General features: G+C 52.1%; 22 protein-coding genes and 1 pseudogene. 16 read left to right on the top strand and 7 right to left on the bottom strand.

Features of this window, described 5'->3' with window-relative positions; all coding sequences use genetic code 11:
• The gene (locus BQ5383_RS17540; RefSeq protein WP_071434188.1) at positions 1 to 669 is read left to right on the top strand and encodes a hypothetical protein; all 669 of its coding nucleotides are present in this window, start codon (positions 1 to 3) and stop codon (positions 667 to 669) included.
• The gene (locus tag BQ5383_RS17535; RefSeq protein WP_071434186.1) at positions 666 to 1,097 is read left to right on the top strand and encodes a DUF2871 domain-containing protein; all 432 of its coding nucleotides are present in this window, start codon (positions 666 to 668) and stop codon (positions 1,095 to 1,097) included. The genes BQ5383_RS17540 and BQ5383_RS17535 overlap by 4 nt, the downstream gene beginning before the upstream one ends.
• Positions 1,098 to 1,328: 231 nt before the next feature.
• On the opposite strand, the gene BQ5383_RS17530 is transcribed toward BQ5383_RS17535, so the two are convergent.
• The 3 genes from BQ5383_RS17530 to BQ5383_RS17520 form a co-directional block, all read right to left on the bottom strand.
• Positions 1,329 to 3,119, bottom strand: a complete 1,791-nt coding sequence (locus BQ5383_RS17530; RefSeq protein WP_071434184.1) for a hypothetical protein — start codon at positions 3,117 to 3,119, stop codon at positions 1,329 to 1,331.
• Between the two features lie 115 nt (positions 3,120 to 3,234).
• Positions 3,235 to 4,812 carry a hypothetical protein gene (locus tag BQ5383_RS17525; protein ID WP_071434182.1) on the bottom strand — a complete coding sequence of 526 codons (1,578 nt, stop codon included), beginning with the start codon at positions 4,810 to 4,812 and terminating at the stop codon, positions 3,235 to 3,237.
• A complete protein-coding gene (locus BQ5383_RS17520; RefSeq protein WP_235822009.1) occupies positions 4,809 to 6,884 on the bottom strand; it encodes an efflux RND transporter permease subunit in 2,076 nt (691 codons plus the stop codon). The genes BQ5383_RS17525 and BQ5383_RS17520 overlap by 4 nt, the downstream gene beginning before the upstream one ends.
• Before the next feature lie 178 nt (positions 6,885 to 7,062).
• Here BQ5383_RS17520 and BQ5383_RS17515 point away from each other — a divergent pair, with 178 nt between their 5' ends.
• Positions 7,063 to 7,683, top strand: coding sequence for a TetR/AcrR family transcriptional regulator (locus tag BQ5383_RS17515; protein ID WP_071434180.1), 621 nt, complete (start codon positions 7,063 to 7,065; stop codon positions 7,681 to 7,683).
• A 455-nt stretch (positions 7,684 to 8,138) separates the two neighbouring features.
• Here BQ5383_RS17515 and BQ5383_RS17505 read toward each other — a convergent pair whose 3' ends face one another.
• Positions 8,139 to 8,927 carry an amidohydrolase family protein gene (locus tag BQ5383_RS17505; RefSeq protein ID WP_071434176.1) on the bottom strand — a complete coding sequence of 263 codons (789 nt, stop codon included), beginning with the start codon at positions 8,925 to 8,927 and terminating at the stop codon, positions 8,139 to 8,141.
• 155 nt (positions 8,928 to 9,082) lie between these two features.
• Between BQ5383_RS17505 and BQ5383_RS21260 the strand changes: the two genes are divergently transcribed.
• The 4 genes from BQ5383_RS21260 to cimA all read left to right on the top strand — a co-directional run bounded on the left by BQ5383_RS21260 (position 9,083) and on the right by cimA (position 13,058).
• Complete coding sequence (locus tag BQ5383_RS21260; protein WP_172724658.1) at positions 9,083 to 9,256, top strand: hypothetical protein; 174 nt, start codon at positions 9,083 to 9,085, stop codon at positions 9,254 to 9,256.
• 80 nt (positions 9,257 to 9,336) lie between these two features.
• On the top strand, positions 9,337 to 9,702 hold the full coding sequence (locus tag BQ5383_RS17500) for a hypothetical protein (RefSeq protein ID WP_071434174.1): 366 nt from the start codon (positions 9,337 to 9,339) through the stop codon (positions 9,700 to 9,702).
• A gap of 276 nt (positions 9,703 to 9,978) precedes the next feature.
• Complete coding sequence (locus BQ5383_RS17495; RefSeq protein WP_071434172.1) at positions 9,979 to 11,478, top strand: 2-isopropylmalate synthase; 1,500 nt, start codon at positions 9,979 to 9,981, stop codon at positions 11,476 to 11,478.
• A 2-nt stretch (positions 11,479 to 11,480) separates the two neighbouring features.
• Positions 11,481 to 13,058, top strand: a complete 1,578-nt coding sequence (gene cimA, locus BQ5383_RS17490) for a citramalate synthase (RefSeq protein WP_071434169.1) — start codon at positions 11,481 to 11,483, stop codon at positions 13,056 to 13,058.
• A gap of 232 nt (positions 13,059 to 13,290) precedes the next feature.
• Here cimA and BQ5383_RS17485 read toward each other — a convergent pair whose 3' ends face one another.
• Positions 13,291 to 14,502, bottom strand: a complete 1,212-nt coding sequence (locus BQ5383_RS17485) for a right-handed parallel beta-helix repeat-containing protein (protein ID WP_071434167.1) — start codon at positions 14,500 to 14,502, stop codon at positions 13,291 to 13,293.
• 355 nt (positions 14,503 to 14,857) lie between these two features.
• Between BQ5383_RS17485 and BQ5383_RS17475 the strand changes: the two genes are divergently transcribed.
• From BQ5383_RS17475 to BQ5383_RS17460, 4 genes are all read left to right on the top strand, one after another.
• Positions 14,858 to 15,748 carry a sigma-E processing peptidase SpoIIGA gene (locus BQ5383_RS17475; RefSeq protein ID WP_071434163.1) on the top strand — a complete coding sequence of 297 codons (891 nt, stop codon included), beginning with the start codon at positions 14,858 to 14,860 and terminating at the stop codon, positions 15,746 to 15,748.
• Positions 15,748 to 16,473 carry an RNA polymerase sporulation sigma factor SigE gene (sigE, locus tag BQ5383_RS17470; RefSeq protein ID WP_071435231.1) on the top strand — a complete coding sequence of 242 codons (726 nt, stop codon included), beginning with the start codon at positions 15,748 to 15,750 and terminating at the stop codon, positions 16,471 to 16,473. The genes BQ5383_RS17475 and sigE overlap by 1 nt, the downstream gene beginning before the upstream one ends.
• 101 nt (positions 16,474 to 16,574) lie before the next feature.
• Positions 16,575 to 17,345, top strand: coding sequence for an RNA polymerase sporulation sigma factor SigG (sigG, locus tag BQ5383_RS17465; protein ID WP_071434161.1), 771 nt, complete (start codon positions 16,575 to 16,577; stop codon positions 17,343 to 17,345).
• A gap of 54 nt (positions 17,346 to 17,399) precedes the next feature.
• A complete protein-coding gene (locus tag BQ5383_RS17460) occupies positions 17,400 to 17,693 on the top strand; it encodes a YlmC/YmxH family sporulation protein (RefSeq protein ID WP_071434159.1) in 294 nt (97 codons plus the stop codon).
• Between the two features lie 97 nt (positions 17,694 to 17,790).
• On the opposite strand, the gene BQ5383_RS21255 is transcribed toward BQ5383_RS17460, so the two are convergent.
• Positions 17,791 to 17,937, bottom strand: a complete 147-nt coding sequence (locus BQ5383_RS21255; protein ID WP_172724657.1) for a hypothetical protein — start codon at positions 17,935 to 17,937, stop codon at positions 17,791 to 17,793.
• Positions 17,938 to 17,990: 53 nt separating this feature from the next.
• Positions 17,991 to 18,290 (bottom strand): annotated as a pseudogene (locus tag BQ5383_RS17455) (mandelate racemase/muconate lactonizing enzyme family protein); the annotation flags it as partial.
• A gap of 227 nt (positions 18,291 to 18,517) precedes the next feature.
• On the opposite strand from BQ5383_RS17455, the gene BQ5383_RS17450 reads away from it, so the two are divergent.
• The 5 genes from BQ5383_RS17450 to BQ5383_RS17430 all read left to right on the top strand — a co-directional run bounded on the left by BQ5383_RS17450 (position 18,518) and on the right by BQ5383_RS17430 (position 23,965).
• Positions 18,518 to 19,261 (top strand): FadR/GntR family transcriptional regulator, encoded by a 744-nt coding sequence (locus tag BQ5383_RS17450; protein ID WP_071434155.1) that lies wholly within the window; start codon positions 18,518 to 18,520, stop codon positions 19,259 to 19,261.
• Positions 19,262 to 19,429: 168 nt separating this feature from the next.
• Entirely contained in the window at positions 19,430 to 20,170 is a 741-nt protein-coding gene (gene rpsB, locus BQ5383_RS17445; protein WP_071434153.1) for a 30S ribosomal protein S2, read from the top strand.
• A 103-nt stretch (positions 20,171 to 20,273) separates the two neighbouring features.
• Entirely contained in the window at positions 20,274 to 21,206 is a 933-nt protein-coding gene (gene tsf, locus BQ5383_RS17440; RefSeq protein WP_071434151.1) for a translation elongation factor Ts, read from the top strand.
• A 732-nt stretch (positions 21,207 to 21,938) separates the two neighbouring features.
• Positions 21,939 to 22,301 (top strand): BlaI/MecI/CopY family transcriptional regulator, encoded by a 363-nt coding sequence (locus BQ5383_RS17435; RefSeq protein ID WP_071434149.1) that lies wholly within the window; start codon positions 21,939 to 21,941, stop codon positions 22,299 to 22,301.
• Complete coding sequence (locus BQ5383_RS17430; RefSeq protein ID WP_071434147.1) at positions 22,298 to 23,965, top strand: M56 family metallopeptidase; 1,668 nt, start codon at positions 22,298 to 22,300, stop codon at positions 23,963 to 23,965. Before BQ5383_RS17435 ends, BQ5383_RS17430 begins: the two co-directional genes overlap by 4 nt.
• The last annotated feature ends 19 nt before the right edge of the window (positions 23,966 to 23,984 follow it).

Here is a 23,984-nt window from a genome sequence, read left to right as displayed (position 1 = left end):
ATGCAGGCTATTATGGAGACTTTATTTGATATCTGGTATTTGACCACGGTTATCACCTTGGGGGTACTGATGATCCGCCAGGGTCAGCCGGGCAGCCTTCGCCGGGGTTTTGGCACCATGGCGGTGGTACTGGGCTGCGGAGACGCTTTTCATCTGGTTCCCAGAGCCTGGGCACTGTGGAATGGAGGACTGGAAGCCCATGCCGCTTCCCTGGGCTTCGGCAAGCTGGTCACCTCAGTGACAATGACCATTTTTTATCTGCTGCTGTATCTGGTGTGGAAAAAACGCTATGAGGTAAAAAATTCCAGAGGTTTGGATGCCGTGGTGGGGATTTTGGCCGGAGTGCGGATCATTTTGTGTCTGATGCCGCAGAATGACTGGCTTTCTCCCATGCCGCCCCTGTCCTGGGGCATCTGGCGGAACATCCCCTTTGCCATTTTGGGACTGCTGATGATTGTGCTGTTTTATCGCAAAGCCTCCGGTGATCGGGATCCCGCCATGAAATGGATGTGGCTTGCTATCACCCTGTCCTTTGGCTTCTATATCCCGGTGGTGCTGTGGTCGGATATTTACCCGTTGGTGGGAACACTGATGATTCCCAAAACCCTGGCCTATGTCTGGATTGTCTGGATGGGCTGGAAGGATGAGAAAGGAAGGAATCTGAAATGAAGAAAAAACTTGCTGACGCTGCCTTTATCTATGTGATCGCCGGGCTGGCTGCCGGGGTATTCTATCGGGAGTTTACCAAGTTCCAGGGATTTTCCGGGCGTACCGCATTGGGACTGGTCCATCCTCACTTACTGCTTCTGGGGGCGGGAGTGATGCTTCTGCTCATTGCTCTGGAACCGGCACTGCTTTTAAACGGCGAGGAACGGAGCTTGAAGCGCAGCCTGCTGTTTTATCACTGCGGTTTGGGGCTGACTGCCGCCTTGCTGCTGATCCGGGGTGTATTTCAAGTCTTGGGGTCCCCGCTTTCCCGGGGACTGGATGCTTCCATCTCCGGCATCGCGGGAATTGGACACATCCTGTTGGCCATAGGCCTTTGCCGTCTGCTGCTGATGATCCGCCGCAGAGCCGCGGAAACTGTCCGGGCCTGAAGAAGAACAATGCCGGCGGATAAAGGCTGTTAAAATTGTAGTCTTTCAAGGCCCATGGAACAGCCTGATAGAAAGAAGAAAAAAACCCCTTTGCTCTGGAACCTTGTCAATGACATGGTCCCAAAGCGAGGGGGCTTTTGTTATCTTTTCGGTGGAAAGCGCCAAACACAATGGGCCACCACTTTCCCTTCAGCTGAGTAACTAAAGGGAAGAGGGAAAAAGTGGAGGTTTTTAGAAATCAAAGCCGAAGAGATACAGGATCCGCTGCCACAGATTTTGGGGTCCTTGGTCCACCGGGGTTTCCTGCACCGTCTCATCCTTCTGGATGTCAGGGGTCTTCATGGCAAACTGTACTTCCTGTACCTGAGTGTTCTTGGCGCTGACAAAGGAGACAGGGGTGAAATCTGTAGTGCGGTATTCATCCATCATTTCATCAATGCGGTCATCCACCTCTCCCTCCATATCCTGAGAGCGATCCCGCAGTTCCAGGGTGCCGTCGGTCAGCTGGATGGTGCCGTCCCGCAGCAGGACTGCACCGTCTTTCAGCTGATCTGTGCCGTCTTTCAGCTCCGAGGAACCATCATAGAGCTTTTTGGAGCCGCTTTTCAGCTCATCAGTACCTCCGGAAAGCTGCCCAAGGCCGCCATCCAGCTCCAGCAGGAAGGGATAAAGCTGACTGTAGCCGGTTTCCAGTGCCTCTGTACCGGCGATGTACTGAAGTGTTCCGGTCATCAAGGCGTTCAGCTGGCGCAGCTGAGAAACCAGCTGAGGAAGCAGACTGTCCAAAAGAGAGCGGGATGATCCATTCAGAGAGGATGCCCCCACCATCAGCTGTGAAGCTCCAGGTACGGGTTCCTTTTTCTCCTTGGCCAACTGGTCTGCCAGTTCCTTCAGAGCCTGGTCCAGAACAGCGCCGCGCTCAATGAGAATTTGGGTATTCAGCGGATCATCCTTAGGAGGCTGGGGCAGCTGAACGCTGATGCCTGCCAGAGCCAACAATCCCGCCCCCTGATCCTGGAAGGAGGCGATACCGCCTTTGAGCTGGGGTGTGTTCTGGTTCAGCTGTCCAAAGCCGTCAGACAACTCAGTTCCGCCCTGAACGATCTGCGCACTGCCGCCTTTCAGCTGGCGGACTGCCTTTTGCAGGTCCTTGGCGCCATCGTACAGATCCTCCGCTCCGTCCTTCAGATCGCTGCCGCCATCTTGCAGCTGGGTGATTCCGTCATACAGCTCCGCCGCGCCATCGTCCAGCCGTACCGCGCCGTCGTCCAGTTCCACCGCACCGTCCTGAAGCTCATAGATTTTGTCTTTCAGCTCGGTGGTGTCGGGGTCATCGATATCCAGCTGCAGAGCGATGCCGTTGATCTGAATTCCGCTCATTTCAAAGTCGGTGACATCGGCGGAAATCGTGTAGCTCTTGCTCTTGCCCGGCAGGATGATGTAAGACATCTGCTTGTCGCTGCCCACATTGGCCAGAGTGGCGTTGGGGGCGGAGATGTTGGTACACTTCTCGCTGTCCAGCAGTACAGTTGCCTGGAGTGCGAAATGATCGCTGTATACAGGATCGGAACCGGGGGCGGGAGCAAAGCTCAGGGTCATTTCCAGATGTCCGCTGGCTCCCGCCAGTTCTTCTCCCTGGACCGGTTTGCCGTCCAGCGTGTAGACAACGGAGATATCCCAGGGGATATTTTTGCTCTCCAGATTTCCCTGATAATAGAATTTGCCCTGGGGGGCTGTAAAGGTGACCTGATCGCCATCCACCACGATTTGGTCAGTGGTGGTGAGGTTGCGCACGCTGCTGTAATGACCGTAATCTACCACCTGGGTTTGCCCGGTGAGATCAAACTGATTGACCACATAGATCTGATCCACGGAACCGTCGGTTTTGAGGTTGACGTAAATCACTTCTTCTTTTGGCGTGTTTTTTTCCTGGGGCGCCTCAGCCCAGGCGGTGACGGGAGATACCGCCAACGCTGCCGCCAGTGTCAGGGACAGGCAGGCATGAAAAGGTTTGTAGAACAAGGAAGGTTCCTCCTTTGATGAACTGACAGAGATAAATAGGGGACTGCAAAGGCAGTCTTTTGAACAAAGTAAAACAAAATATCAGCCGCAAATTTCACTTTCAGCGTCTGAGAAATTAGTCCTCCACCACAAAGGTGAGAGAAACGGGGAGCCCTTCACTGTAGCTGCCGGGGGATTCGTAGTAGCCCCGGCGGTTGCCCGCTTCATCCCGGAGGGTGACCCGGGTCAGACGGTATTGGCCCAGTTCCAGCTTTTGAGTGTCCTTGATGGTGCCCACCCAGGCATCTCCCTGTTGATAGAGTACCAGGGAAAGGGGACTGTCACTTCGGCTGCGGAACTGGAGGGAAACGTCCTTGACCCCTGAGAGGTCATCGGACACCTTGGCGGTGACTGCGACAGTCTCTCCCCGGGAGATGGTCTGACGGTCAAGAGACAGGCTTTCCAGAACAGGGGCCGTGTCATCGGCCGCCTCGCTGCCTGTATTCACCTCAATCGTGAGCTCCTGGGGGAGAGGAAGATCCGTGCCGGCCTGTCCCAGGTCCCAGGCATTGCGATAGCTCTGGAAATTACCGGCTTCATCAGTGACGCCTGCCTGTTCCAGGAAAAATGCCCCCGCCGGTTCCCAGGAACTGACGGTCATGGTGCCGGTAAACAGTTGGGAATCCTCGTCATCAGGCCACAGCACAGCGGAGAGAGTTCGGTCATTGGCACTGTTGCGGAATAGCAGAGTGATTCTGGCCGCTCCTGAGCGATCATCGGAAGCCCGGGCTTCCAAATGATATTCCAGGTCTCCGCTGTCGATTTTCTGTCGAATATCGGTGACGGTTACAGAGGAAAGAACAGGGGCGGAAGCGTCGCTCCGGCTGGTGCCTGTTACTTGAAAGCCGCACTGGAAAGGGATGGGCAGCTGATCCGGAGCGTCCTCATCGTCCAAATGAAGGCGATGGCTCCAGGTTTGTTCCCCTGAGGCGGAGTTTTTGATGGTTGCCTTTACCAGTTGGAAACTGCCCGCTTCCTCATAAGGAGGAATTTCCAGCGTTTTCTGATACATCCCATCTCCGACCCAGTCCTCCTCCTCCAGGGAAAGGACCAGCACATGGCCGTTGTCTTCATTGCGAAACAGCAGGGAAGCGCGCTCCAGTTCGCTGGAGGACAGAGAGGTTTGAAGGCTGACAGTAGCCTCCTCACCGGGGGTCAGGGAAGCGGGGGAAACGGAGCATCCCGTCAGAAGCGGACGTCCTGAACCGGATACCACAGTGAAAGCGGGAAGTTCATCCAGCACATCCGACAGCAGCTCCTCACCGCTGTCCCAGGAGGTATACCGTATCCGGTTGCCCTGGCTGTCCATCAGAGTTACTGTCCGCAGACTGTAGCGGCCGGGAGCGGCGTTTTCCGGCAGGGTGAGATTTCCTTCATACCGCTGGCCCACCATGGAACCGGGAGCGGTGGAACGAAGGGAAAGGGCCAGAACAGAGCCGGTTTCCTCCTGGAGGAAGGTTATGGAAAGCTGTTCCGGATTTCCGGAACACCAGGCGTCCATCCCCACATGAACACTTTGTCCGGGGCAGACAGAGGTTTCATAAAGGACCACATCCAACAGCTGAGGTTTTTCACTCTCAGCCCCATAGGAGATGGTAACGGCGGATATCCCCAGCATCAGCGATAAAAGCAGGGAACAAAAGCGTTTGATCATGTTTGGGCGGCTCCTTTCTCCTGATAGAAATGCAGCTTGCGGGTGGTCCGCAGGATGAGGGGTTCAAAGGCGGTCAGCAGCGCAGGGAGGAACACCAGCACAAGGATGGCGGAAAGAACCGCGCCCCGGGCCACCAGGATACCCAGCTGACTGATGACGCCATTGGTGGAAATGAGCCCCAGAATCAGGCCGGCCACAGTGAGGATGCCGCCGGAAGTAAGAATGCTGCCGGCAGTATCCTGGATGGTTTTGGCGGGACAGAGCTTCCGGGGCATCTGTGCCCGGTTTTCCAGATAGCGGTTGGTAAAAAGAATAGCGTAATCCACAGTAGCTCCCAGCTGTACCGAGCTGATAATCAGATAGCCGATGTAGTTCATGGAGCTGCCGGTGAAATAGGGAACGGCGATGTTGATGAAAATGGAGGACTCAATGGTCAGCAGCAGGAAGAAGGGGAGGGTAATGGAATGAAAGTTGACCAGCAGGATCAGGGCAATGGCGCCGATGGCGATGGCATTGACTTTTACACTGTCGGCGGTGATGGTTTCCTTCATGTCATAAACATTGGCGCATTCCCCTGCCAGCAGAGCGGAATCGGGATAATACTTTTGAGCGGTTTGACGCAATGTTTTGACAAAAGCGAAGGTTTCCGGGCTTTCCGGAGGGATGCGGGCAGTGATCACCAGCCGGGTATATCCTCCTGAATTCAGCTCTTTGAGCTGATCCGGCGGAACATATTGGTCAGGAATGGAGCTGCCCACCGTTTCGGCGTATGAGATCACGCTGGCAACCTGGGGCAGCGCTTTGACCTCCTCGCTGAGGGCCTTTTCAGCGGCGGAATTGCCCTCTGGGACCATCAGGGCAAAGGAGGCGGATTCTCCGAATTTTTCATTGATAGCATCCCGGTCATTGGCTACCTGAGAGCCGGGAGCCGCCATACCGGACATTCCGTATTGGAAGGAAAGATTCTGCTGAGCCAGACAGCAGGGAATCAGCAGCACCGCCACCATAATGGTGACAAAGCTTTTGATCCGGCTGGTGGCTCTGGCGGTCCGCTCAAAAGTGGGCATAAAGGAGCGGTGCATGGTTTTGTCAATCAGCCGGTAGCAGCACATGGTCAGGCAGGGCATAAAGATCAGGGTGGTGATCAGGGAAAGACCGATTCCCTTGGCCAGCACAAAGCCCATATCCGGCCCGATTTTAAAGCGCATGGCAATAAGAGCGGCAAAGCCCACCACGGTGGTCAGACCGCTGGAGAGAATGGAGGAAGCGGATTTGACCACTGCCTGGGCCATAGCCTCCATGGGAGGAACATTTTCCTTACGGATCTCTTCAAAGCGATCCAGCAAAAAGATGGCATAATCCATGGAGCAGGCCAGCTGCAGGATAGCGCCGGTGGTTTGTGTAATGAAGGAAATTTCGCCGAAAATCAGGTTGGTGCCCGTATTCAGTACAATGGCGATGCCTACATTGACCATAAACAGCACCGGCTCAAACCAGGAGGTGGTGGTCAGCAGCAGGATGAGAAACAGGATGGGAATGATATAGGACATCATCCGTTTCACTTCAGAGCTGGTGGTTACCTGAGCGTTGACGGTATCCATGGGGTTTCCGCTGATGGCGCCGCCATCACCGATGATCTGGCGGATCTGCTCCAAGGTTTCCAGCTGCCCCTCCTCCGCAACGGTAATGGAGAACAGAGCACAGCCATCGGAATACCAGTCGGATACAGTTTCCTGATCCAGCGTTTCCAGGGGGACGGTCAGACTTACCTGATCATCCAGCCACAGAATATCATCTACCCCCGGAACCTGGGCAAGACGTTCCTTATATTCCAGTGCTTGGGGGATGGATACATCTGGCACCATCACCCGCAGGTTGGGAACGGCGGTTTCATAAGCGTTGTCCATCACGTCCAAAGCGATGGTGGATGGGGCTTCGTCAGGCAGATAGTCCACCATATCGTAGTTGACGGAGACCAGCATCGTCAGTGCGCCGCATACGACGGTTGCTGCCAGAAAGAAGGCCACGATCCCATAACGGGCTTTGAGCATCCATGTTGTCAGTTTCTGCAAGTGGGGTCACTCCCTGAATAACAATAAAGTTAATAGACAAATGTTGATTAAATGTTCTGCTGATATTATAATAGAGTTATTGAAGAAAATCCATAAACAATAAACTGTTATGTTGGACTGTTAATAGACAGATATACAGTTTATGTCTTTTATCTTGGGCAAAGGAGGTAAACTTTTTATGAATGAAAAAAGAGAGGAACATGGTGATCGCCGGGTCCGCAGGACGAAAAAAATGCTGCGACAGGGGCTGTCTTATCTCTTGACACAGAAAAAACTGAAAGATATCTCGGTGCGGGAGCTGACGGACTTTGTAGATCTGCACCGGGCAACGTTCTATGTCCACTATCGGGATATTTATGACCTTTACCAGCAGATCGAGGAAGAAACCGTGGCAGATGTCCGGGAGATTCTGGAGCGCTTTCCGGCAGAAAAGCTGACGAATTCGTTATATGCCATTTTTTTAGCGATGGTTCAATATATTCAGGAAAATGCCGATCTCTGCCGGATGCTGCTGAGCCGCAATGGTGATATGACCTTTTATAAAAGGCTGGAAGGGATGCTGCAGGATAAATGCGTCACTGACTGGATGAGCCTTTATAAGGCCACTACCCCGCAGCAGCGGGAATACTGCGGCAGTTACATCGTTTCCGGATGTGTAGGCGTCATGTACCGGTGGCTCAATGAGGGAATGAAGCAGCAGCCGGAGCAGGTGGCTTTCATGATGGAGCAGATGACACGGAAAGGTGTGGGCTTTCTGGAAGAGGAGCAGAGGAAAGCTCTTGTATGTCCCCAGGGATAAAAGCTGACAAAGATGAAGCTGTCATTTTGGGGCGAGGCTGTCTGTTTACTGACCGACGCGTCAGCAAAAAGGAAAAGCGTTATAGGATGTTTGAAGACAACGCTTTACATTTTAATGAAGACAGAACAGGAGCCGTCTGTGAAAGCTGGCGTAAGCGGATGCTGATGGTTCGGCCGTTTTGGTCTGATTCCCGTTACTATATAAAGGTATATCTGTATTCCATCTGAAAATGGGAAAAAAGGATGATCTGTTTTCATCCATTGGCTGCTGACAGAAAAAGAATCATGGCAGCACAAAAGCCGCCCACTGCTTTTTATGGGGAAGAAGCAGTGAGCGGCTTTTTCTGTTTTTTCTCATCGGCAGCCTGTTTTGAAATGAGATGAAGAAATGAAAAAGAGACAGGAAACAGGGAAAAATTTTTGTTGATCTGATTCTGGTTCCATTTTGGGGATGAATCATTCCCCCAACAGCGCAAGAGCGTTTTTGAACCAGATTTTTTCCATCAGATCTTCCGGAAGGCCCAAGGCATCCAGATAAGGACGATCTTTTTCCAGGGAACCCCAGGGGCAGTCGCTGCCGTAGAGGATCCGTTGGGGGTCATGATGGAGCAGAATCCGTTTTGCCTCCTCCGGGGAGGAAAAATTCCAGGCCATGGAGGTATCAATATATACCGGACGTCCAATCAGATATTCTTCTGCCTCTTTGCAGCGTGCCATTCCCCCCAGATGGGCGGCAATAATGGTCAGGCCGGGAAAACGGTCCAGAACCGCTGCAATGGCTTTGGGACTGCCATGAGATACTTCGGGGGAAATATAATCCCAGCCGGCGTGGAACAGCACCGGCAGCCCCAGCGCCCGGCAAGCTTCATAGATGGGGTCTGCCTTGGGATCATCGGCGAAAAAGCCCTGGTAGTCAGGGTGCAGCTTGACTCCTTTTAATCCGAGGCGATGGATACGCTCCACCTCTTTTTCAGGCTCCGGGCTGTCGGGATGGACGGTGCCGAAACAGCGAAGCTTTTCCCCCTGGAGAGAGGCGGCAAAATCATTGATGGTTTGCTGCTGATGGGGTTTTGTTGCAATATGCTGTACCACAGCCAGATCCACTCCCCACTGCTCCATTCGGGCAAGCAGAGTATCCCGGGTGCCGTCGGAGGTGGGGGTCAAACCGCAGATCCTTTGGAGATGGGGAATGGTACGAAAAGCGAGAGAATCGGGAAAAAGGTGTGCATGGAAATCAATGATCATATAAAGAGCCTCCGTCTCAATGGGTAAACGTACTGTCTTTGCAGCGGCCATTACCCGAAAAAAGTTTGCCGCAGCAGGCAATGAGCCTCAAAAATCATAGGGATTTTTGCTTTGTATCGTCGCATTTATTGTAGCACAACTTTTGAACAGGGACAATGGAAGGAAGAAAATACGCCGCTGTTATGATGGCTGCCGGATACAACTGGCCGGCTTATTTTTTCCTTTTCAGCCTTCCTGAGCAGGAAATATTCTTGTTTTATTTTGTGCTTTGGGCGTGGCAAAGGCGGGATTATGAATATTTTGAAAACAATGATAAAAAGCTGCAATAAAATGTGGGACTTTTGCGTTGTAATAAATAGAAGAAACAACAATCAAAGGCTGATTCAGGCCGAAAAAAGGAGCGGATGGTATGCAGCAGCAGAAGAGCGGAAAGGTTTTTATTTCTATTCTTGCAGTGATTCTGGTAGTATCGGTATGGTCGGTCTGTATTTCCGTCCAGCAGCTGGGGGTGGCCAATCCCATATCGGCCGGTATTGGCTTGGCCAAGGTGATGTTCACCGATTCTCCCTATGAACAGATACAGGAGGAGCCGGCGGTTTATGTTGCCCGTTCCGATGGAGCGGAAAAAAGCCTGATTCAATGTATGCGGAAAAACGGTTACAGCTGTATGCCTGAGCTGGCGGATGCAGGAGAATGGGTTTTCTCCAAAGGAAATTCCCTGGCTACTGTTCAGCTGAAAATAGGGGAAGGCTATTCCCAATGGGTTGTGCTGTAATAAATGACATCTGTCTGCAAAGAGCGGCGTGCTGTTTTGAATGCGCGCCGCTCTTTTTTGCTGCCCAAAAGAGTGCTCCCAAATAGAATACGAGGATATAAGCAGATCTTTTGGGCTTTTGGGAAGCAGATGGCCGTTGCGGGGAGAGGAAGTTTGTGGTATCATAACTGCAAACACCATTGCGGCGGTAATGAGGCTCCATTACTGGCGTTGGGGCTTTATCGGCAGAGCGTGAAGAAGCGTTTTGTCCGGTGTGTTAAAAGGAGGCTTGGACAGATGAGAAAAATTACTGTCTTTGATACCACCCTGCGGGATGGGGAGCAGGCCCCGGGCTGCACCATGAACACCCGGGAGAAGCTGGAGTTTGCCAAACAGCTGGAGCGCTTGGGCGTGGATGTGATAGAAGCGGGATTTCCCGTGGCCTCTCCCGATGATTTTGAGGCGGTTTCCACCATTGCCCGGGAGGTGCGGGAATGTACGGTAGCGGCTCTTTGCCGCTGTGTTCAGAATGATATCGATACAGCGGCCCGGGCGCTGAAGGAAGCGGCTCATCCCCGTCTCCATGTTTTTATCGCCACCAGCGACCTGCACCTGGAGGTCAAACTGAATATCACCCGCCAACAGGCTCTGGAAAAGATCCGGGAATGCGTCACCTATGCCAGAAGCCTCTGTGAGGATGTGGAGTTTTCGGGAGAGGACGCCACCCGCTCCGACAGGGAATTTTTGCTGGAGTGCTGCAATCTGGCGGTGGACTGCGGCGCTACCACCATCAATATCCCCGATACAGTGGGCTACGATACCCCGGAGGAAATGTATGACCTGATCCGCTATATCCGGGACAACCTCCATCAGAAGGAAAAGGTTCGTCTGTCTGTCCATTGCCACAATGATCTGGGAATGGCGGTGGCCAATTCTCTGGCCGCGCTTCGGGCCGGCGCGGACCAGGTGGAAGGTACCATCAACGGCATTGGGGAGCGGGCAGGAAACGCCGCGCTGGAAGAAGTGATTATGGCCATCCATACCCGTGGAGACACCCTGGGGATGGAGACTGGGATCAATACCCGGCAGATTTACCGCACCAGCAAGCTGATTTCCACCATTATCGGCGCCAAGATCCCCGCCAACAAGCCGGTGGTGGGCCGCAACGCCTTCAGCCATGAGGCGGGAATCCATCAGCATGGTGTGCTGAAAAATCCTCTTACATATGAGATCATGTCTCCTGCTACCATCGGTATTTATGAAAGCGATCTGGTGCTGGGCAAGCACTCCGGCCGCCATGCCTTTGAGGAGCGGGTGGAGGAGCTGGGATACCAGCTGTCGGGCGAAGCGCTGGAGCGAGCCTTCAAGCGCTTTTTGGACCTGGCAGACCGTAAAAAGAGCGTCACCAATAAAGATATTGAAGCCATTGTGGCAGGGCTGGGGTATGCGCTGCCTGAAACCTACCGTCTGCACAGCTTTGTGGTCAACAGCGGCACGGTCATTTCCGCTACAGCGGTGGTCAAGCTGCTGAAAAATGGCGAAGAGATGGAGCATGTGGCCCGGGGAGACGGACCGGTGGATGCTGCTTATAAAGCGATTGAGCGGATCACCAAAACCGGCTGCCAGCTGGTCAGCTACAACATCCATGCTGTTACCGAAGGTGAGGACGCCCTGGGAGAAGTCGTGGTAAAGCTGCGCAAGGATGGCAATAATGTCACCGGCCGGGGCATCTCCACGGATATTTTTGAGGCCAGCATCAAGGCATATCTCAACGCGGTCAACAAGGTGGTGGGCTGAGGATGGAACAGCGGAATATTGAAATTCTGGATACCACCCTTCGGGACGGGGCCCAGGGGGAGGGAATCAGCTTTTCCCTGGAAGATAAGCTGAACATCACCCGCAAGCTGATCAAACTGGGGGTTTCCTTTGTAGAGGCGGGAAACCCTGCTTCCAACCCCAAGGATATCCAGTATTTTCAGCGTGTATCCGGGATGGATACGGACCAAACCAATATCTGTGCCTTTGGCGCCACCAGAAAAAAGGAGATCCCTGTGGAGGAGGACCAGAATGTCCGGTCCCTTCTGGATGCAGGAACCTCTTGGGTGGTTATTTTCGGCAAGAGCTGGGACCTTCATGTGCGGGATGTGCTGCGCACCACTCTGGAAGAAAACCTGGCGATGATCCGGGATACGGTATCTTTTTTCCGGGCCCATGGCCGCCATGTCATTTTTGATGCGGAGCACTTTTTTGACGGTTTCAAAAACGCTCCGGAATACGCGCTTCAGGCGCTGAAAGCGGCAGAGGAAGCGGGCGCCGAGCGTCTGTGCCTTTGTGACACCAACGGCGCCTGTTTCCCTGAAGAGATTGCTGAGATCACGGGAAAGGTAGTGGCTCAGGTCAGGGTTCCGGTGGGCATCCATGTCCACAATGATGTGGGCTGCGCGGTAGCCAATTCCATGGCGGCAGTGGCGGCGGGAGCGACCCATGTCCAGGGAACCTATATCGGTTTTGGAGAGCGGTGCGGCAACGCCAATCTTTCTACCATCATCGCCAATCTTCAGTTGAAAAAGGGATGCCGCTGCATTCCCCCGGAACGGATGGTCCGCCTGACCAAGACCGCCCGGTATATTGCGGAAATGACCAATCTGGCCTTGCCCGCCAGTATGCCGTACGTCGGTAAAAGCGCTTTTGCCCACAAGGGCGGAATGCACGTGGACGGTATCTACAAAAACTCCATTTCCTTTGAGCATATCCCGCCGGAAACAGTTGGCAACACCCGGAATATTCTGGTGTCGGAGTTTGCCGGACGCACTGCCATTGCCAACAAGATCATGGCGCTGGACGGCACTGTTACCCGAAACAGTCAGGTGACAGGAGAGATCATCGAAAAGCTCAAGGAGCTGGAATATGAGGGCTATGCCTTTGAGTCCGCCGCGGCCAGCTTTGAGATATTTGCCCGCAAACAGCTGGGAAAATATCATCCGGCATTCACGCTGCTGTATTTCAAGACCCTGGGAGAACAGCCGGCTGTGGAAGCGGAGCGTTCCTGTTCGGTGATGATCAAGGTCCAGGTGGGAGATACCATTGAAATGACCTCAGCCGAGGGGGATGGTCCCGTTCATGCCTTGGACGTGGCGCTGAGAAAAGCGCTGGAGGTTTTCTATCCGGTGCTGGCGCAGGTGCGGCTGTATGATTACAAGGTCCGTGTGATGGAGACACGGGTGGGAACTGCCGCCAAGGTACGGGTTCTTATTGAATCCACCGATGGGGTCAATTACTGGACTACTGTGGGCCTTTCCACCGACATTCTGGAGGCCAGCTGGCAGGCCCTGCGAGATTCCCTGGAGTACAAGCTGATTCATGAAGGCCTGATTTGAGACATATGTAAGGGCCGCCTGATCATCAAACAAAAAGAATCCTCCCTTTACTGCGACGAAGCAGCAGGGGGAGGATTCTTTTTTACTTGTGATGAGAGAAGTCCAAAGCGTCTGAAAAACAAAGCTGCTTCCCATTTTTCCTCGCCCACTGGCCGGGGAAGCCGGTGCGGCTTGGGCGATATGGTCCTCCGCTGAAAGCATTGGAGCTTTCATATATGTGTGATCATGAGGATTATTGCCAGCTGTTTCCGGTTTCGATCGTGTCGCTTTCTTCAAATTCCGCACCATCAGCCAACTTATATTTGCTTTCACCCAGGTTATCCTGAATGACGCAGGAGTTGAGATTCACAGAACAAGACTCTCCCCAAAGGTCAAAGACAGGGTTGCTGGTGTACTGATAGCAGTTGCCGCTGAAAGTGCAGTTGGTGAAGATACCGCGGCTGGAATAGAGCATAGCGCCGTGCATACTGCAATCACGGATAATGCTGTTTTCCACCACAAAACGGCTTTCGCTGGCGTTGATACCGTGGAGGCCGCAGCCATAGATATCGCAGCCGATGATTTTGATATCTTTACTGCTGAGAAGCTCCACAACGCCGGTGGAACAGCTCATGGAGGGCTCCAGGTCATGGCCCATGATCAGGCCATAAAGGAGAATGTTGTCGCAGTCATACATCGAGATGATGGTTTCAGTACCATAGGTAGATACCAGACGGGTGTTGCCGGTGCCGATAATGGAGACGTTTTCAGCACCATAAAGGAAGAAGGAATCCACATTATAGTCTCCGTCTCCCAGCCGGATTTCCAGATTTTCCACCCCTTCGGCGAAGGAAAGCTCCATCAGTTCATCACCGCTGGACATCTCCACCACTTCCCGGCTGATGCCATCGTCAGGAACAGGGGGAAGACCAGAGGCTTCCTGTGCGATTTCCTCCAGCCGGTCAGAGAGCTGCTGATCGCCGGTTTGTTCCACACCCTTTTCCAGGGTTTCCTGCACTTTTTCAGGCTGTTCCAGCTGCTCATAGATATCTGCCAGCTTGTCATAGTAATCAGGATTGCTGGGATTCTTCTCAATCAGATCCTCCAGAATTTCAGCGGCTTCCTCCAGCTTTCCCTGCTGGATCAGCGCGTCCACCAATTTGCTGGCGGTATCGTCATCATCATCGTCCAATTCCAGCGCCTTGCGATAGTCGGATTCAGCTTTTTCCGGCTGCCCGCTCTGGAAATAGGCGTCGCCTCGTGCCACATACGCTTCAACCTGCATAGGATCGATCTCGATGGCGGCGGTGAAGGCGATAATGGCCTCTTCATAATTTCCTTCCGACAGGTACCGGATACCCAATTCATACTGGTCCTCCCAGGTGGAGGCGGCCTCCTGAGCGGCGCAGGCAGTCAAACCCACCACCAGCATCACCGCCAGCAGGATAGCAACAAATCGTTTCATTTACTGTAAACCTTCTTCCTTTTCTTTCCGTTTTCAGGAGCCCTTTGCAGATATCTTTCTTCCAAAAACTCCCATATGCTTCTATATTATAGCATATACTGGAACTTTTTCAAGAAACAAGGTGAAATTGATCCAGCTGTATTTAAAAAAGAAAAAGGGGCAGAAAGTTTGGACACAAAAGCTTTCTCCGGCGATAAACAGCAGGCTCATGACTCTGCTTCCATATAATTTGCATCGGTGGTCATTGCGCAAGCCCGCTGCGGTCCGGTGGGTTTTGGTATTTCTGAGCCGTTGCGACAATAATTTCCCCTCCTTACGCATATACTGGAAGTGTTGCGGAAGAGGGGGGACAGGATTGGTCATCTATGGAGATGTGCTGGCGGCGGTGAACTTTTTAGTGGATCTTCTGCTGCTCCGCCTGACCAGACGATTAACAGGGATCCCCTTTCGGGGCAAGCGTCAATATTTAGGGGCACTCACAGGGGCTCTTTGCTCCTTTTCCATTTTTCTTCCGGTACATGGCTGGTGGATGGAGCTTTTGGTTCGGGCCGGCTCCGCGCTGCTGGTTGTGTTGGCAGCTTACGGCAGAATGTCCTGGCGCGTATTCGGCAAGGTAGTGGTTGTGTTCTTTGCCGTCAGCTTCCTGCTGGCCGGCGGGGTGCTGGGACTTTGGCTGCTTTTTCCCAGTGACCGCATCGCTTTTGCCAACGGCGCTTTTTACTGGGATGTTCCGCCTCTGCTGCTGGCAGGCTGTGTGACGGCGGCCTATTTGTTTGTTTGCCTGTTTGACCGGCTTTTCGGACGTGAAGTATCGGAAGGAGAGCTGTGGAAGGTGGAGGTGACCCGGGCAGGCCGTACAGTATCCTTTACCGCCTTGCGGGACACTGGATGCAGCCTTCGGGAGCCCTTTTCCGGCCAGCCGGTGCTGGTGGCGGACTGGGAACGGATTCATCCGCTTTTGACCCCCGCAGAGGAACAGGCGATCTTTGAGGGCAAGGCAGAGAGCTGCCCTGGGCTGAGGCCTGTGTTTTTCCGGGACGTGGGCGGGGGAGGAATGCTTTGTGCCTTTCATCCCCAGCGGCTGATATTCAGCAGAGGGGAGAGGATCCAAAAGGGAGATGGTTGGGTTGCGGTCAGCCTTCATCCGGTGGGAGGCGGCGGCTTTCAGGGTGTTTTCCCGCCGGAAATGGTCCGTTTTCAGGGAGCGGACAATGGAATCTGCATAGGGGAAGGGTTGGGGACATGATGAAACTGGGACTTCTGTTGCTGGGGCAAAGGATATGGAGAAGATTGATGACAGCGCTGGCGGCTTCCAGAACGGGGGAAGTCTGTTACATCAACGGACCGGAGACACTGCCTCCGCCCCTGAGCCGTGAGGAGGAACAGAAGGTTTTTGAAGCGCTGGCAGAGGGCAGCAGAGAAGCCCGTCAGCAGTTGATTGTACATAATCTGCGGCTGGTGGTATATATTGCCCGAAAGTTTGAATCCACCGGTGTGGGGATCGAGGACCTGATTTCCATTGGTACCATCGGGCTGATCAAAGCAGTGAACACCTTTTGCCCGGGGAGAAACATCAAGCTGGCCACCTACGCTTCCCGATGCATTGAAAATGAGATTTTGATGTATCTGCGGAAGTTTCAGAACCTGCGCAGCGAGGTTTCCATTGATGAGCCTTTGAATGTGGACTGGGACGGTAATGAGCTGCTTTTATCTGATGTGCTGGGAACGGAAGGGGATACGGTTCATCGCTCTGTGGAACAGGAGACGGAGCGAAATCTGCTGCTGCGGGCGGTTTCCCAGCTGGATGAGCGGGAGCGGACCATTATGGAGCTGCGTTTTGGTTTGGGAGGAAAGCCTGAGCGGACCCAGAAGGAAGTGGCGGATATGATCGGTATTTCCCAATCTTATATCTCCCGTCTGGAAAAGAAAATTATTCGCAGTCTGCGGCGGGAGCTGGAAAAGGTTTACTGACAAAACAAGCTGCATTTTTTACCACTTGCAGCCAAAGAGATTAAACATCAGCCCGGTCAGCCATACTATCCATAGAAAAAACAGGATGGGATGGTGGGCAGATGTACCTGAATAAAGTGGAAATTTGCGGCGTCAACACCGCGGAATTAAAGACCCTTCGGGAGCCGGAGAAAATGGAACTGCTCCGACGGGCAAGAGCTGGAGACCAGCAGGCCCGGGACGAGATGATCCGGTGCAATCTGCGTCTGGTCCTCAGTGTGATTCAAAAGTTTACCAACAGGGGAGAAAACCTGGACGATTTGTTTCAGGTGGGCTGTGTGGGGCTGATCAAGGCCATTGACCATTTTGATCCCAATCTCAATGTCCGGTTTTCCACCTATGGGGTCCCCATGATCATCGGAGAGATCAGGCGGTATCTTCGGGATAATAATATGGTGCGGGTCAGCCGCAGTATGCGGGATCTTGCCTACAAAGCCATGCAGACCAGAGAACAGCTTCAGGGCAAAAACGGCCGGGAGCCCACGGTGGAGGAAATATCCCGTGAGATGGGCAGCCCCAAGGAGGATGTGGTGCTGGCGCTGGAATCCATCATGGAGCCCAGTTCTTTGTATGATCCGGTTTATTCCGATGGCAGGGACACCATTTTTGTCATGGATCAGATCAAGGACCGCAGTACAGACAGTGACTGGCTGGAGGAGATTGCGCTGCGCCAGGCCATGGGAGAGCTGAGCGAGCGGGAAAAGAAGATTCTTTCCCTGCGGTTCTTTTCCGGCAAAACCCAGATCGAGGTTTCCCGGCAGGTTGGCATTTCTCAGGCCCAGGTATCCCGCATCGAAAAAGGCGCACTGGAACGGATCAAAAAGCAGATTTGACATGGGACGGCCTCCGCGCCGCATAGGATGATAAAGCGGAAGGGGGCGCTACAGATGATGTGCAGTGTCATGGAGCTGCGATATAAGGAAGTGGTCAACATCAACGACGGCAGCTGTATGGGCTGTGTATCGGATTTGGAGGTGGATACCACTTGTGCCCGGGTGCGGGCTTTGATCATTTACGGCCGACCCCGGCTGTTGGGACTGCTGGGCAGAGAAGAGGATACGGTCATCCCCTGGGAACAAATTGAGTGTATAGGGGAGGATGCGGTCCTGGTCAAGTACTGTTATCCTCCGGGACATAAATTTCAGCGGAAAAATTCAGCGCTGAATTGGCTGTTTGGATAAAAAAGTTCAATGGCGATTGGGCAGGAACTTTGCCTCAATCGCCATTGAACTTTTTTATGCTGTTGTACTGAAAAGTGAGGGGATAAAAGATGTGTGATTATTTTGCCGCGTTGCTTTCAGCCTGGGGAACCCATACAGAAGAATAGATGGTCATATCTGTTTTCTTCATGCGCAGATAAATGTACAGTCCGCACAAAATCATCAGCAGAATGCTCACTCCCGCCAGTGCCAGGGTCAAAGACATGAGGGAGCGGATCATCATAAAGATATTGAGTGCTGCGCTCAGGGAAACAATCAGATATCCCAGAGGGCCATATCGATGGCGCTGATGCCCCCATAAACGACGGGACCGCCATTTTGAGCCCAAAAGGATTTTTCAAACAGCTTATACCAGATCACTTCGTGTTCCATGGGATTCATTCCGATGATCATAGGAGCCAGATCCTGAAGCATACCGAAGGCGGCATGGCTGCCTTTGCCATAGGCAAGAGCGGCTTCACCGTCTCCATAGATCCCTTCATCGGTGTAGATCCGGCATCCCACAGGAGCATTGATTCCGGACTCGATCCGGAACACATCCACTTTGGTGATTTTCATAATAACCCTCCTACTTGAAGTTGTGCGGACAACTCTGCTGTCCGACAACAATTGTATAACAACTAGTCAGCAGACACAATACATTTTTTTAATAAATTTCAACCTGTTTTTTGTGCAATAATCAGAAAATAACATCTGCACAGAAAAGGTAATTTTGCATTTCATTGACTTCCAACGGAAAAAGCTGATAATAGGAACAATGAAATTTTATGTTAGGATGGGAAATAATGGTGACAAATCAGAATATTCCACAGGTGGGCAATATAAAAAAAGCAAAACTGACAGACCAGATTTTTGATACTATAAAAGAGTTGATTCTGACAGAACAATGGCCGGCGGGATATAAACTGCCTTCGGAACCGGAATTGGCAAATCAGCTTGGGGTGAGCAGAATGTCTCTGCGCATGGCTCTCCAAAAGCTGCAGACCCTTGGACTTATTGAAGTTCAGGTAGGCAATGGCACATATGTAAAAGAAATCTCTGTCAGTACCTATTTTGAAGAAATTGGTTCATTGCTGACCCACATGGCTTCTTTGCAGGACATTCTGGAATTGAGAATCGCTTTGGAGGGAATTGGGATACGCTTGGCGGTACAGCGCCATTCTCCGGAGCAGATGGAGCAACTGAAACGGTGCCTTCACAATTTTCATGAAGCTGTTTTGCAGTATGACCGGGAGAAAATCGCAAAGGCCGACGCGGATTTTCATGAATGCATCATTGAAATGTCAGGCAATAAGCTGCTGACCATGATTTACAGGCTCTGTTCGAAAACTTTTCTGGATTACTTCAAGGTGACCACCACTACAACCAAGATCCTGCCGCCGGATTATGATTTTTCAGATGAACTTCATATGCGAATCTACAAAGCACTGGAAAAAGGCGACAATGAAGAGGCGAATCGGGTATGTATAGAGACGATCGAGCATTCTACGCTTTCCTGGGGACATAATAACAGCGGGGAAGCAAAATAAAGGAAGATTGCATCAAAAAAAGAGTTGCAATCTTAATTTGAATGTGATATCATGTTACAGCGAACGGAATACGCACGTGCCCCAATTGCAGTATTGTTGCCGGAAAATTTCCGGTGGTGCTGTAAAGCGCGGGGTGCGGAGGTCCAAAAACGAAAGGAGAACACAACAATGGCAGTAGTAACTATGAAACAGCTTCTGGAGGCCGGCGTACATTTCGGTCACCAGACCAGAAGATGGAACCCCAAGATGGCTCCCTACATCTTCACTGAGCGCAACGGCATCTACATCATCGACCTGCAGAAGACCGTCAAGAAGCTGGAGGAGGCTTATCTCTTCGTCCGTGACGTGGCGGCTGAGGGCGGCAACGTTCTGTTTGTCGGCACCAAGAAGCAGGCTGCTGATTCCGTTAAGGAAGAGGCTGAGAGAGCCGGCGCTTATTATGTCAACGCCAGATGGCTGGGCGGTATGATGACCAACTTCAAGACCATCCGCCGCCGGATCGCTCGTCTGGAGCAGCTGCGCAAGATGCAGGAGGACGGCACCTTTGAGCGTCTGACCAAGAAGGAAGCCGCCAAGCTGAACCTGGAGATCGAGAAGCTGGAGAAGTTCCTGGGCGGTATCAAGGATATGGATAAGCTGCCCGGCGCGCTGTTTGTTATCGACCCCAGAAAGGAAAAGATCGCTGTCTCCGAGGCCAAGAAGCTGGGTATCCCCGTGGTGGCCATCGTGGATACCAATTGCGATCCTGACGAAGTGGATTATGTCATCCCCGGCAATGACGATGCCATCCGCGCTGTCAAGCTGATCTCCCAGACCATGGCTGACGCCATCATCGAGGGCAGACAGGGCCAGCAGGGTGCCGCTGAGGCTGAGGCCGAGGCTGCCGAGAGCGCCGAGGCTGCGGAATAATCCGGGCTGTATTATAACGAATGTGGAAAATGCCCGACGGATAAAACATCGGGCATTTTCTTTGAACGGAATATGTTGAAACCACGTTTAGGAGGATGTATTTATGGCTGCTTTTACCGCTAAAGACGTACAGGCTCTGCGTGAGTCCACCGGCTGCGGCATGATGGACTGCAAGAAGGCTCTCACCGAGGCCAATGGTGATATGGACAAGGCTGTCGAGCTGCTTCGTGAGAAGGGCCTGGCTGCTTCTCAGAAGAAGGCTGGACGGATCGCCGCCGAGGGTACCGTTTACGCTGTTGTGGACGAGGCCAAGAAGGTGGGCGCCATCATCGAAGTCAACGCCGAGACTGACTTCGTTGCCAAGAACGATAAGTTCATGAGCTTTGTCAAGGATTGCGCTGCTACCGTAATCGATGCTGCTCCCGCTGATCTGGATGCTTTGATGGCTACCACTGTCAGCGGCCGCAAGGGTACCGTGGAGGAAGAGCTGCGGGAACTGATCCTGGTGATCGGCGAGAACATGAAGGTTCGCCGTTTCGAGCGTTACGAGGGCGATCTGGTCAGCTACATCCATGGCGGCGGCCGTATCGGCGTTATGGTGTCCTTTGATGTTGCCGACGAGGCTGCTGCTTCCAAGGCCGAGTTCAAGGATATGGCCAAGGATATCGCCATGCAGATTGCTGCTCTGCCTGCCGCTTATCTGGATGAGAAGAGCGTTCCTGCTGAAGTGATTGCCAAGGAGAAAGAGATTCTGCTGGCTCAGATCGAGAATGATCCCAAGACCAAGGGCAAGCCCGCTCAGGTCAAGGAGAAAATGATCGAAGGAAAGATCAAGAAGTACTACAAGGAGAACTGCCTTGTGGATCAGGCCTTCATCAAGAACGGCGATATTTCCGTGGGTCAGTTTGTTGCTGATACCGCCAAGGCTCTGGGTACCACAATCTCCATCAAGACCTACACCCGCTATGAGAAGGGTGAAGGCATTGAGAAGCGCGTGGATGATTTCGCCAGCGAAGTCGCCAGCATGGTGAAATAATTTAGTTGTTATCACCGTCCCACGAAAAAACGCCAAAAATCCCAGATTTTAGGCCAAGAGAAAGTGGGAAAAGCTGAATAAAGATGCAGAAGAGTACAGGAATCGAAAGATTCCTGTACTCTTTTTGTTGTTAATGGAAACCACCGGTTCTGCCGGTGGAGGCATCCCATAAAAAGCTTTAGCTTCAGGCATCGAGCGAAGCGAGCTGCAAGGAGAAAATTTTCGTCAATGAAAAAAAATTCCAATGAATGTCGATTGCCCGTTTACGGGCTGCGGAGCAAGTGATGCAAGCGAAGCAACATTCAGTGCGTCTTAAGACGCGGGCCGGTAATATGCCCTTCTAGGGCTGGTGCAAACCACCAGTTCAACTGGTGGTTTTGATTGTGGATCGGAAGTAGCCAGCTTTGCCGGTAGAGGTATCATGTAAAAAGCTTTAGTTTCAAGTACTGAGTGAAGAGAACGACGAACAGCTGATCGTTGCCCATGAAAAAACTTTCCAGAACAGCGACTGCCTTGCATGATCGCGGGATAAAGGATGCAAGCAGAGCGGAATTCAGTGCGTCTTAAAGCGCATATTGATAACAAGCCCTTTTAGGGATGGTATAAACCATCAATTCCACTGCTGACTTTGATTATAGAGCGGAAAATTGGACTCTTGACAAGAAAGGTTTATTACGATAAACTTAATTCAAGAGATTTATCAGAATAAACCTTTTGCGGGAGGCGGTCCGGATGGAACCTTATAAACTTTTTGATGCGGAATATCGTTTCATGTCCATTGTTTGGGAGTTGGAACCCGTCAATTCCACCCAGCTATGCCGGGTATGTCAGGAAAGATTGGGATGGAAAAAACCTACCACTTACACGGTGCTGCGTAAGCTGGGAGACCGGAGGATCGTGCGTAATGAAAACGCAGTAGTTACTGCCCTGGTAAAACGGGAGCAGGTGCAGCAATATGAGAGCCAGACATTGGTGGAAAAGGCTTTTGACGGCTCCCTTCCAGGTTTTCTCACCGCTTTTCTGGGTAAACAGAAGCTTTCCCGGGAGGAAGCGGAGGAACTGAAACGAATCATAGAGGAGGCGACAGAGACATGACCCTGACAGATTTTTTTATTGCTTTGCTGAATATGAGCCTCTCCGCTACCTGGGCAGCACTTTTGGTAATGGCAGCCAGGGCTCTTTTGAAACGGGCGCCTAAAATCTTTTCCTACAGTTTGTGGGCAGTAGTGCTGTTTCGAATGGTTTGTCCTGTTTCCTTTCAGTGGATGTTCAGCCTGATGCCGGTCTCTCCAAAAACAATTCCAGAAGACATCATTTACGCCTCACAGCCCCAGATCCATAGCGGCATCAGGATATTGGATCAAGCAGTCAATGGAAGCCTTCCGGCGGGAACGCCTGCCGCCAGCGTCAATCCAATTCAAATTTTTTTGGCAATAGCGGCTTTTATATGGATGATGGGAGTTGTACTGCTGTTGATCTGCAGTTTGGTGTCCTATCTTCGATTCCGCCATATGCTCTGTCAAGCTGTACGGGAGGAAGAAAATATTTTTTCCAGTGACCGGATCACAACGGCTTTTGTTCTTGGGTTCTTCCGTCCCCGAATTTATCTTCCTCTGGGACTTGGCAGTGAGGAACGACAGTATATTTTATGTCATGAACAGGTCCACATCCATAGAAAAGATCACTGGATCAAGGCAGCGTCACTCCTGGCGCTGTTCTTTCACTGGTTCAATCCTGTTCTTTGGTTTGCTTATCGGTTGATGTGCCGGGATATGGAGATGTCCTGCGACGAACGTGTGATGGATAAGATGGGAACAGAAATCCGTAAGGATTATTCTGGTTCGCTTTTGTCCATTTCTATGCGGAGAAGTGGTTTATCCAGCCCTCTGGCGTTTGGGGAAAAGGATGTGTCGGGGCGGATCAAAAATATTCTCCGTTATAAAAAGCCTGCTTTTGGGGTGCTGCTGGTGATTTTGATACTGGTAACAGCTTTGACAGTAGGGCTGGCATCCAATCCTTTGAATACTATCCCTCTTTCGCAGCAAACAGGAATCCCATACCACGATGTTATCTGGGGAAAGACGGTAAAAGTGGTGATGCCGGGAAAGACAAATAGTTATCTTTTGGAAAATGATCAGGATCTGGAAGAGCTTTCCGCACTCATTTCTTCCCTAGAAGTGACACGGCAGCCGTTGTCCCAGAACCGGGACGAGAATCGCCCTTGGGATTTCAGCTTGGAGTTTCGCAGACCACCGGAGGTAAGCGTCGGAAATTTTACCCTTTATTTTACTGCTGGAAGCGTTTGGGGCAATGATGGTGTCAAGCCATCTCTGTCCTATGGTCTCAGCGATGAGGAGACCGGGAGATTGCTTCAAGCCCTGGAGGGATATATTGTCCGGGCTTCCGGCAATGGCGAACATCCTGGTGGATATTATGTGGGTTTCCGCCAGGTGGTGGAGGGAGAAGAACAGCCCCTGATTGCCGGGGAGGATTCCCAGACTGGTACCCTTTTGGCGTCCCTGCTCCTTAGTGGTATGGAAGCCCAGGAAATGGTAGACAAAACTCCCCCAGTGACAAGCTATTTGCTCATCCAGATGGGGGAGCCGGAGACAGTCTATTATGTATATCAAAGTGAAGGAAAATTCTATATGGAGAAAGCTGGGGAATACCGTTTGGAGATGACCGGGGAGACCTATGATGGCATTTTGGAAACATACAGGTCTTTCGCTCAGGCGATAGAAGAGAGCTCTGTTGAATAATCAGTTTTGGCGTTTGGGA

The sequence above is a fragment of the Angelakisella massiliensis genome (assembly GCF_900104675.1).
GTDB classification, from domain to species: Bacteria; Bacillota; Clostridia; order Oscillospirales; family Ruminococcaceae; genus Angelakisella; species Angelakisella massiliensis.
Note: the sequence above shows the minus strand (reverse complement) of the source record. Positions and strands in the feature narration are given on the sequence as shown.